Below are 10822 nucleotides of genomic sequence, written 5' to 3' on the forward strand. Positions count from 1 at the left end.
CTTCTTTCGCTGAAGAGGAAACTCGTGTCCGGACTTCAGTGGCAAGAATAAAGTCGCGGAGTATACAGATTAAGCGTTTAAGATGCGAGAGCAGGCCTGCATTTCCTTTCGATGAGGCCCGCCGCCTGCGGGGGCAATTTCCTGGGGGCATTTAATCCGAGGCGTTTCGGCCGTTTGCCGTTATCATGCCTCCGGCCCCTCATGTTTAGCCTTATGGGGTACGTCAATCCGGTGCTATAGCCATACACTACTCATACAATAAGCTCAGCCAAGCGGCTGAATTTGGAATGTCCATGATAGAAATGCAACAGAACAACCCATTACATGGCCTGAAACTCGAGCTGTTGCTCTCAGAGTTGGTCGATTTCTATGGTTGGAAGATTTTATATGCGGCGCTGAAGCTGGAATGCTTCAACACTAAGCCGACGCTCGAGAGCAGCCTCAAGTTCCTGAAGAAGACTGAGTGGGCGCGGGAGAAGTTGGAGAACTTCTACCTCTATCGTTTCAAGCGTATGCCCAAGGCCAGTGCCGCCCAGTATGAACTGAAACCCAGGGAGCGTGGCTTCGCTGCCGGCATAGTCCCCCGCAACCCCATGGTGTTGACCCTGGAGTCCATCGCCCAGATGCAGGCCAAGGCCAGTGCCGACTATGAAGCACTTTCCGGCTTCAACAAGTCAGGCGCCAATAAGTTAAACAGGGGTGACTCTGGATTCAACAAGCCCGGCGGTCAGCATTCCAGCGCGTCCGGCAGCCGTCCCGGAAGCGAGGGGCGCAAGCCTTCGACCGATCCCCGGGATCCCTGGGGAACCAAGGGCGGTGCTTGATCTCGGCTCGTTTATTCAAAATATGAATATAAATGCGTGAAATTGCATGGAGGTTAGAAAATTCCCCGGGGTGATAATGTCAATTCTGCATATTTCAAGCATAAAAATTCAACTTGTGAGGCAGGATCTTGTGGCGGGGGCCTGAGGCGGCTCAACCTATGCAACTGATTATGCAACTGATACTTAATCCGTTTGACTTAAGCCGTAATAACCTAAGCCAGGTGAGCCGCAATAACACGAACTAGAGCGAATAGCCGCCATCTATGCTGATGTGGGCGTTGCGCAGGCCAACGGCGGCATCCGATACCAGGTAGTCGATGGCAGGCACTATGTCTTCGACCTGCAGTATCCGCCCGAGGGGAGTCGCGGCCAGGCCGTCGGTCAGGGCATGGATTTCCTCTGTTGTCATGCCCGCCTTGGCCTGGATCTCAGTTGCCGTAACCCCAGGACGTATGCTGTTGATGCGGATCCCCGCGGGAGCCAGTTCCTGATTCAGCACCCTGGCGGCGGCTTCGAACGCGGCCTTGCTGGCACTGTAGACACTGGTGCCGGCGAAGGCCTTCTCGACGGCCAGGCTGGAGATGAAGATCACGCTGGCGGGAGATGCCAGTTGTCCCAACAGGGCCTGCAGGGTGAAGAAGGGCCCCTTGAGATTGACATCCATGGTGGCATCGAACTGGGACTCGGTGCAGGCCGCGAACTCGCCCGGATGAAACACCCCGGCGTTCAACACCAGGGCATCGAGCAAGATCCGCTCCTCGGCCAGTGTCTGCTGCAACTGCCGGATCTGCGCCATGTTGCCGCTGTCACACAGTATCCCGGTCGCCCTGTAGTCCAGCGTCTTCAGCGCCTCGTCCAACCTTTGGCTGTCGCGCCCTGTGATGATGACCCTGTGTCCTTGTTGGCAGAAATGACTGGCCGCCGCCAGGCCTATGCCGGCAGTACCACCCGTGATTAAAATTGTTTTGCTTTCCATCATTTATCCTTTGTGTTTACCGAGAGAAACCCAGCATAATGAAAATCACTGTTTCCCATAAGATGGGAATGGATGAACACTTTGTTTCTCAAATGCGAATTTAGCCATGATACAACTGCATCAACACCTGCCACATCTCTATGTCTTTCGCCTGGTCGCTTCCCTGGGCAGTTTTCAGGCCGCCGCCACAGCGCTGGCATTACCCCGTTCCTCGGTCAGCAAGAAGGTGATGCAGCTGGAGCAATACATGGAGCAGCGGCTGTTGCAGCGCAGCACCCGCCAGCTCAGGCTGACGGAGGCCGGCCTGTCCCTGCTGGAGGCGACCCAGGGGCTGACGGCACTCTTGGACAACACAGAGCAGTTGCGGCTGCGACAACAACATAAACCCATAGGCAGGGTGAAGATCAGCAGCTCGACCTTACTGGGGCAGCGCTTCCTGCTGCCGCGGGTGGCGGAGTTGCGCCGCCGCTATCCTGAGGTGACTATCGACCTGAGCCTGGATGACAGTGTGGTGGATCTGATTGCCTCCGGGGTAGATCTGGCACTCAGGGTAGGGCATCTGCCGGATTCATCGCTCATCGCCCGGCGCGTCGGCCAGAAGTCCTGGGCCTGGATGGCGAGCCCAGGCTATCTGCAGCAACATGGCACCCCGGCAACCCCGGATGATCTCAAACAGCACCAGTGTATCGTCTTCAAGAATCGGGATATCGCCTTGAATCATTGGTCATTTGCCGATGGGCATGGCCGGATAGAGACCCAGGTGGTGGAGGAGGCGATCGCCGTGGATGATGGCCGCACCATGGTCGAATTGGCCTGTATGGATCAGGGGATAGTGATGCTCGACCTTCTGTTGGTGCAAAGGGAGTTGGCGCAGGGGCTGTTGCAGCCGATCCTCGGCAACTGGCAACACCCAGAGACGTCGCCGATACATCTGCTCTGTTTGGGCAAAGCCGCCCGCAGCAAGGCGGTCGACTGTGTCTGGCAGGCATTGGTGCCCTGGCTGCAAGCGGATCTGGCGGCCGCGAGCCAGGACGAAAGTCCGCGCTGATGCCATAGGCTGCAGCCCGGGTGCTAATCTCAGCTTTAGAACTATTCCCCTGATTTGGCAATGAATATCTCAGGCCGAGTGGCTAAATAAGCGTTCTTGGTACAGAATTAATCTCATCTTATCCTTGCTTCTCCGGGTATCAATGAGTCTTCTCTCGGGTCATAAGCGTACCCTCACATGGAGTGTACTGACGCTGTTGCTTGGACTGGGGTCGAGTGCCCTGGTGGCCTCGATGGTGCAAAAAAATAACCTGAGAGTGACCCAAGCGGCGCTGCAGGCGCTGTCGGAGCGAGTGGCCGACAGGCTTAGCCAGCGTCTCTCCTCATACCCCTATGGCCTGCGCGCGGCGCGAAGCTCTGTATTAGCCGCGGGTACCTATGGCATTGACCCGGCGGCATTCCATCGTGACAGTTTGACTTGGGAGTTTGCGAGCGGGTTTCCCGGGGCCGCCGGCTTTGGCTTCATTCGCCGGGTCAGCCCGGAGGCGGAAGCCGGTTTCCTTGCCAGGGCGGGAGGCGCTGTCTGGCCAGGATCTGGGCCCGGATCTGGAGCAGAGTTTGCCGTGCACCAGTTGAGCCCCCATCAAACCGAGCGTTACCTCGTTGAATATGTTGAGCCACTGGCGCGCAATAGAGCCGCCCTGGGTCTGGATATCGCATCCCATGCCGCTAGCCGAGCGGCGGCCAAGGCGGCCTTGGCCTCAGGCGAAGTACGTTTGTCGGCCGCCATCCCCGCCGCCCAGGCAGCCGCCTTTGGCGGGCCGCAGCCCTCTTTCCTACTCCTCATGCCTGTGTATGTCGGCGGCGCTGCGCCTGAAACGGCTGCGGCGCGCGAGCTTGCCGGCCTGGGGTGGAGCTATGCCCGGCTGGCGGCGGATGAGATGTTGGCCGATTTGGCGCCGGCGAATATCCGCCTGGTCCTGACAGATGTGACCGATGTAACTGATGTAACTGAAGCAACGGCTGTGACAAACATGGCCACAGTCGATGCGCCGCAGCCCTTCTTCGAAAGCCATGCCGACACTGGCACAGAGGTGTCCGCCCATGAAGTGTCCGTCCATGAAGTGACTCTGGAGCGCAACTTCTTCGGCCGCCAATGGCGACTGAGCTTGACCCCGAACCCGAACCCTGAAGCCATGGCCGCCTTGCCCTTAACCCATGTTGCCGTTATCTGGCGCTATGGCCTCTTGCTCAGTGCCCTGTTGGCGGCCTGGGTCTGGTGGGCTATCGGCAACAGGCAACACAGACACCCGCCATCCGGACCGGCGCAGCTTGAGGAGAGTAAACAGGGCGCGTTGCTCGGCCATGTGTTGAATGCGGGCTCGGAAGTTTCCATCATAGCCACGGACGTCGACGGCATGATCACCCTCTTCAATCGGGGCGCGGAGAAGCTGCTTGGCTATAGGGCCGATGAGATGGTCGGCAAATCGACCCCGGCGCCGCTGCATCTGGCAGAAGAAATGCGGGCCCGCTCCCTGCAACTGACCGAGGAATACGCCGAGCCTGTCGAAGGTTTCGAGGTGTTTGTCTACAAGGCGAGAACCGAAGGCCCGGAAACCCGCGCTTGGACCTATGTGCGCAAGGATGGCTCCCAGTGCCAGGTATCGCTGTCGGTGACCGCCATGCGGGATGAGCGCAATGGTCTTCTGGGTTATCTGGGCATAGGCGTCAATATAGATCTGCTGTTGCAGCAACAGGCGGCGCTCGAGTCGGCGAGTCAACAATTGCGCAAAGCGGCCGAGGTAGCCGAGCTGGGGATCTGGACCTGGACCCTGGCCGACAACAGGCTGGAATGGAACGAGCGCATGTTTGCCATGTACGAGCAACCCTTGAGCCTGCGGGAACAAGGCCTGGATTACGAACACTGGCGAATGCGGGTGCATCCGGATGATATCGCCGCGGCCGAGACCAAACTCACTGCGGCTGTCGAGGGCCGGGGCGTCTATGATCCCGTGTTCCGCATCGTCACCCCCGGCGGCGTGATACGCCATATTCAGGCGGGGGCCCAGGTCGAGCGCGATAAGCAGGGCAAGCCCCTCAAGGTCATGGGGATCAACCTGGACATCACGGAACAGCGCCATCTGGAGGAGAGCTTACGTTACGCCAAGTGTCAGGCCGATGAGGCGAGTGCGGCCAAGTCGGCGTTCCTGGCCAACATGAGCCACGAGATCCGCACGCCCATGAATGCCGTGTTGGGCATGTTGCAACTCATTCAACACACACAGATGACGGAGCAGCAGCAGGATTATGTGGCCAAGTCCCACACGGCGGCCAAGTCCTTGTTGCGTTTGCTCAACGATGTCCTCGATTTTTCTAAGATAGACGCAGGCAAGCTGGAGCTGGACTCCCATCCCTGTGCCATCGAAAACATCATGCGCGATCTGGCGGTGATCTTGTCCGGTAACCAAAGCAGTCCCGGGAGTGTCGAAGTGATCTTCGATTTGGATGCCTCGATCCCCGCCTATTTGAAGGCGGACCAACTGCGGCTGCAGCAGGTGCTGATCAATCTCGCCAGCAATGCCATCAAGTTCACTCAGCGGGGGCATGTCATCGTCAGCATCCAATGCCTGAGCCGGGATGCGGCGCAGGTGAGTCTGCGCATGGCGGTGACCGATACCGGCATAGGGATAGCCGCAGAGGAACAGGAGAAGATTTTCTCGGGGTTCGTCCAGGCCGAATCATCCACCTCGAGACGCTTTGGCGGTACCGGCTTGGGGCTGGCGATCACCAAACGTCTGGTGGAAATGATGGGCGGCGAGTTGCATCTTTGCAGCCAAGTCGGCAGCGGCAGTTGTTTCTGGTTCGACATCAATCTTCCCATAGTCGCCAATGACACAGGACTGCAGCAGGTTAGCCTGGATGGCCATAGGATACTTGTGGTTGACGATAATGCGACCATGCAAGAGATACTGCATAAGAATCTGCTGCGTCTGGGTTGTGAGGTCGAGTCGGCCACCGGCGGCCGGCAAGCCATCGCCAGAGTCGAGGCCGCAGCGACCCAGGGCAAGGCCTTCGATCTTGTGTTGATGGATTGGCATATGCCGGATCTCAATGGTCTGGAAACGGCCGACATCATTCGTAACAGCCTCAACAGCGGTGAGCCGCCCGTGATAGTGATGCTGACGGCCTATGGGCATGAAGCCCTCAGCGAGTCCCACAGCTTCGAGTCTTGTCCTTTTGTCCATTTCCTCACCAAACCTGTGACCTCGCAATTGTTGGCCGAATCGATACGGGACGTCATTTGTGGCACCTTGCTCAATACCCAGGTGCGGGCGCCAAGACCCGATATCCCACGTCAGCTCATTGGGCTGAAGATCCTGGTCGTCGAAGACAACCAGCTGAACCGCCAGGTCATTTACGAGCTATTGACCCATGCCGGCGCCCATGTCGTCCTGGCCTGTGGCGGGGGGGAAGGGGTGGCGAAAGTGCTGGGGGCGGAGATGAGCTTCGACTTGGTGATCATGGATGTGCAGATGCCGGACTTGGATGGCCTGGAAGCGACGCGGCGAATTCGCGCCGATGGCCGATTCACGGCTTTACCCATACTCGCCATGACGGCCAATGTGTCGGCGAGCGATCATGAGCTCTGCATCCAAGCGGGCATGAACGCCCATGTGGGCAAGCCCATAGACATGTCGCTGCTGCTGCCAGCCATTCTCACCCTGACCAAAAGGCCCCATAGGGCTGCAAACCCGGGGCGAGCGGCTGTCCCGAGATCGCTTGGGGCCGACACAGGGACCGCCGGGGGGGCGCTGATGGAGCCCCTGGAGACCATTCTCGACCGCTTCGCCGGCGATGCGGCCTTATTCAACGACATAATACCCAATTTCGAGCCGGAAATGGTCACTCAGCTGGGGCTGTTCAGACACGCCATTGCGGCCGGCGACTATTCGGCTGCCGCCGCCGTCAGCCATGCCATCAAGGGGGTCGCCAGTAACTTCGGTGCCAGCAGGCTCACGGACTACGCCGCCTGTCTGGAAGAAGCATTGCAGCAAGCGCCTGTCGAGCCTGCAGAGCTGGCACTCAGGGAAAGCGAGCTTGCCGCCCTGATAGACAAGAGTGTGCAGGCCCTGGTGGCCCTGTCGACCTCGGTTGCCCACCCAGTCGCCGCACCCAGCCACCCTGACTCACAGCAAGTGATGCAGCAAGCGATGCCGGGAGCGGCAGCCAATGAGCTGGGGGATTTGGTGGAGTTGTTGGCACTGCAGAATCTGGAGGCCCTGGCGCTGGTGAACAGGTTGGAGACCCGACTGGCCTACCATAGGCTATGGCCGGAACTGAAAGCCCAGGTCGACGGCTTCAATTTTTCCAGGGCCCTGGAAACCGCCCAGTTCATGTTAAAGGAGATGCTCTGATGGAAATAGCCGCCAACATGACCCGGCCCAATGGTGAGAAAGGCAAGATACTGATAGTCGACGATCAACTGATCAATATCAAGATACTGCATCGGCTGCTGCATACGGATTATGAGCTGTTTATGGCCAACAGCGGTGAACAAGCCATAGCCCTGTGTCGGGAAGTCCGACCCGATTTGCTGCTGCTGGATATCGAAATGCCCGACATGAACGGCTATGAGGTGTGTCTGCAACTCAAGAGTGATCCCGGCACCGCCGACATAGTGGTGATCTTCGTGACGGCCCATCTGGATGAAGCCATGGAGGTGCGTGGGTTCCAGATGGGTGCGGTCGATTTTATTCATAAGCCGGTCAACCCTGTGATCACCAGGGCCAGGGTCAGGAATCAGTTGATGCTCAAACGCCAATCCGATCAGCTGCGTGCCATCGCCCTGACGGATGGCCTGACAGGGATCCCCAATCGGCGTAAATTTGATCTCGACTACCCGGATTACTGGGGACAGAGCCGCAGAGAGCAACTGCCCATCTCACTGCTGATCCTGGATATAGATTATTTCAAACGCTACAACGACTCTTACGGGCATCAGGCGGGGGATGAGTGTTTGCGACGGGTCGCCCAGACCATTGGTGCCTGCGCTAATCGTCCCCATGATCTGGTGGCGCGTTATGGGGGGGAAGAATTTATCTGTGTCTTGCCCAGGACAGATCTCCTTGGCGCCGAGCGGGTGGCGCAACACCTGGTGCAGACGATACGCTCATTGGCCATTCCGCACCGGGACTCGGACGTGGCCGAACATGTCACCATCAGTGCCGGGGTGGCCTGCTGTATTCCCCAAGCCGATGCTGTCCCCGAAGCGCTGGTGGCATTGGCGGATGACGCCTTGTATAGGGCGAAGCACAAGGGTCGCAACCGTACCTCATCCATGGCCGCGCCGTGGCAGAAGGTGCTCTCATGCGACTGAGACTGAGCTTGCCTCAGGCACTGCCGCCTCAGGCGTACACTTTTACCTGTGACTGAGCATAGAGTGACATGGCGGCTTGTCGTTGGCATTCCAGCGCCTGGCGCCTCTGGTTGACCGCCCTGGCAAAGTCATCGAGCAAGCCAATAGTGTCTTGCCAATCTATGCAAGCATCTGTGATAGATTGGCCGTAGACCAGTTGCCCTTCACCCTTGTGTGCTTGTTTGCCTGCCTTGAGAAAGCTTTCCAGCATAACGGCGGCGATATGGCGCTTGCCTTCGCCTATTTGCCGACACAAGGATTGTCCTACTAGGAGCTGGTTCAGATGCTGCTTCTGACTGTTGCCGTGACTGCAGTCGACCATGATCTTTGCCGGCAAGGCACGGTTCAGCAATGACTCATGGGCGGCATCGACATCCTTGGCGGCGTAATTGGGCTGCCTGCCACCGCGCAATATGATGTGGCAGTTGGGATTTCCCGCCGTTTTTACTGCCTGTAAACCGCCGGCCGCCTTGGGGGCATAGATCACATGGGAGGCCTGCACAGACTGGATGGCATCCATGGCGATTTGGATATTGCCATCCGTGCTGTTTTTAAAGCCGATGGGACAGTGCAGGGCGGACGCCAGTTCACGATGGATCTGGGACTCGGTGGTACGTGCCCCTATGGCGCCCCAGCTGATGAGATCGGCAATGTAGAGGGCGTTGGCCGGGCAGAGAAACTCTGTGGCAGTGGCAAGCCCCATGGCATTGATATCCAACAGGAGTTGCCGGGCTTTAACCAGCCCAGCGGCGATATTGAAACCCTCGTCCAACCCGGGATCGTTGATGAATCCTTTCCAGCCGACCGTGGTTCTGGGTTTTTCGAAATAGGTGCGCATGACGAGCAGCAGCTCCTTGTCATAGCGCCGGGAAACCGCGGCCAATTGAGCCGCGTACTCCAGCGAGGCATGGGGATCGTGGATGGAGCAGGGACCCAGGACCACGAGCAAGCGATCATCCTTGGCGGACAATATGTCTGCTATTGCGCCTTGGGTCTCCTGTATGTGAGCGGCTGTCCCAGCCGGACGAGGCAAATCGGCAACCAATTGATGGCAGTCGGGAATGTCCATATGCAAACTTGCATTTAAGGCGGAGGGTAACGCGGGCATGATGTCGTCCTTCACTGGGTTGGATTGGGTAACAGATACAGTTCTCAAATGAGAATTATTATCATCATTGTATGTGATCTGGATTGCAAAGGGATTTACATAGACTTTGCGTCCGGCTCAGCAGCGGTCGGGTCTAGCTGCGGCCGGGCGGCTTCCCGAGCGCTGGTGTTTCCAGGTTCGCCCCCAGCTTGGGTGTTTTCCCTGGCCGTCTGCCGCAATCGGCGCAGGGGCTTACTGCACCAACAGACTGTGAGTGCCCCCAGGGTCGCCACAGTGCCCAGCAGCAGGGCACAGCTGGCCGGGCTCAGTAGCTTATTCAGGCTGCCGACCACCAGGGCGCCGAGCGAATCGCCGGCGACATTTTGCGCCGTCCACAGACTGTTGCTGCGTCCCAGTAAAGGGGTGGGGGTGTGGCCCTGGATCAGCGTGTATTGCAGCAAGGCACTGATGGCCCCCAAGTAGCCATAGAGGCCCAGTATGAGCAGCGCAGCCCATAACTGACTGGCGATGCTCAGCAATCCCAGGGTCGCAAAGGCCAGCATGCTGCTCAAGATCATGGTCAGGCCGGGACGCTTCAGCTCGGACATTCTGCCGCTGGTGAAGGCGAACAGGCTTGCTCCCAGGGGGACGGCCGAAAACAGCAGGCCCAATTCGAAGGCGCCGCCCCCGAATTGGCCGATGGCGAGTGCCGGAAACAAGACTCGCACGCCTTTGCTCACGGCATCCAACAGGCCGATGGCCGCCACGCCGCAGACTAGGCTGTTGCCATAGATAAACGTCAGGCCACCGACGAAGGAGGCTAACGGCGACTCGCCCGCCACCTTGGGAGCCTGCATCTTGGGCAAACGCCGCAAGGGGATCAGAGTGAAAAAAGTCCCTATGGCGGCGGCCGTATAGTTCCAGCTTATGTCTGCCATGGCGATGATCATGCCGCCAATCAGGGGGGATACTACCGTCCCTATGCGCACCGTCAGCATGCTCAGGGCGCCGGCCTTAGCCAGGTTCTCCCGGCCAACCAGCAGGGGAATGGCGGCCATGAGTGCCGTGATGCCTATGGCGCCGAAGAAGCCGCTCCACAGCGAGAGCAGATAGAGCGCCAACAGTGAAGGGCTGGCGAAGTAGCAGTTGATGGCCAAGGCACTGAAACCCAGGGCGCAGGCGATACGGCCGGTGAGGATCAGTTGCCGCCGCTCATATCGGTCGGCCAACACGCCCCCGAGCAATAAGCCAACCAGCATGCCGGCACCGTCCAGCGCCAGTATGATGCCTACGTGAAAGTTTGACCCTGTGAGCGAGTGCACTTGCAGGGGCACTGCCACTGTGAGCATCCCAAGTGCGAGAAGGGAAAACAGCCTGGCGATAAACACCATGCGAAAGTATGGGTTGCTTTTCAGCAGGCTGACATCGACGAAAATAGTGTGTTTTTTCATAATTTCTATTAATAGCGCCTTAATAAGACTCGTTGTAAGGAGTGCCTTTGCAGCAAGGCCTTGCGGTACCGGGTTTGCCGC

Annotated in this window: 7 protein-coding genes; 4 read left to right on the forward strand and 3 right to left on the reverse strand. The window is 58.4% G+C overall.

Features of this window, described 5'->3' with window-relative positions; genetic code table 11:
• Nucleotides 1–293: 293 nt before the first annotated feature.
• Nucleotides 294–824 (forward strand): VF530 family DNA-binding protein, encoded by a 531-nt coding sequence (locus LZP73_RS13870; RefSeq protein ID WP_234235603.1) that lies wholly within the window; start codon nucleotides 294–296, stop codon nucleotides 822–824.
• A gap of 241 nt (nucleotides 825–1065) precedes the next feature.
• Here LZP73_RS13870 and LZP73_RS13875 read toward each other — a convergent pair whose 3' ends face one another.
• A complete protein-coding gene (locus LZP73_RS13875) occupies nucleotides 1066–1803 on the reverse strand; it encodes an SDR family oxidoreductase (RefSeq protein ID WP_234235604.1) in 738 nt (245 codons plus the stop codon).
• Nucleotides 1804–1906: 103 nt separating this feature from the next.
• On the opposite strand from LZP73_RS13875, the gene LZP73_RS13880 reads away from it, so the two are divergent.
• From LZP73_RS13880 to LZP73_RS13890, 3 genes are all read left to right on the forward strand, one after another.
• On the forward strand, nucleotides 1907–2848 hold the full coding sequence (locus LZP73_RS13880) for a LysR family transcriptional regulator (protein ID WP_234235605.1): 942 nt from the start codon (nucleotides 1907–1909) through the stop codon (nucleotides 2846–2848).
• A 142-nt stretch (nucleotides 2849–2990) separates the two neighbouring features.
• Nucleotides 2991–7202, forward strand: a complete 4212-nt coding sequence (locus LZP73_RS13885; protein WP_234235606.1) for a response regulator — start codon at nucleotides 2991–2993, stop codon at nucleotides 7200–7202.
• A complete protein-coding gene (locus LZP73_RS13890) occupies nucleotides 7202–8164 on the forward strand; it encodes a diguanylate cyclase domain-containing protein (protein WP_234235607.1) in 963 nt (320 codons plus the stop codon). Before LZP73_RS13885 ends, LZP73_RS13890 begins: the two co-directional genes overlap by 1 nt.
• Before the next feature lie 28 nt (nucleotides 8165–8192).
• Here LZP73_RS13890 and LZP73_RS13895 read toward each other — a convergent pair whose 3' ends face one another.
• On the reverse strand, nucleotides 8193–9311 hold the full coding sequence (locus LZP73_RS13895; RefSeq protein ID WP_234235608.1) for a 3-deoxy-7-phosphoheptulonate synthase: 1119 nt from the start codon (nucleotides 9309–9311) through the stop codon (nucleotides 8193–8195).
• A gap of 95 nt (nucleotides 9312–9406) precedes the next feature.
• Nucleotides 9407–10741 (reverse strand): enterobactin transporter EntS, encoded by a 1335-nt coding sequence (gene entS / locus LZP73_RS13900; protein ID WP_234235609.1) that lies wholly within the window; start codon nucleotides 10739–10741, stop codon nucleotides 9407–9409.
• Nucleotides 10742–10822: the final 81 nt, after the last annotated feature.

The organism is Shewanella sp. AS16, assembly GCF_021412365.1.
Lineage (GTDB): Bacteria > Pseudomonadota > Gammaproteobacteria > Enterobacterales > Shewanellaceae > Shewanella > Shewanella salipaludis.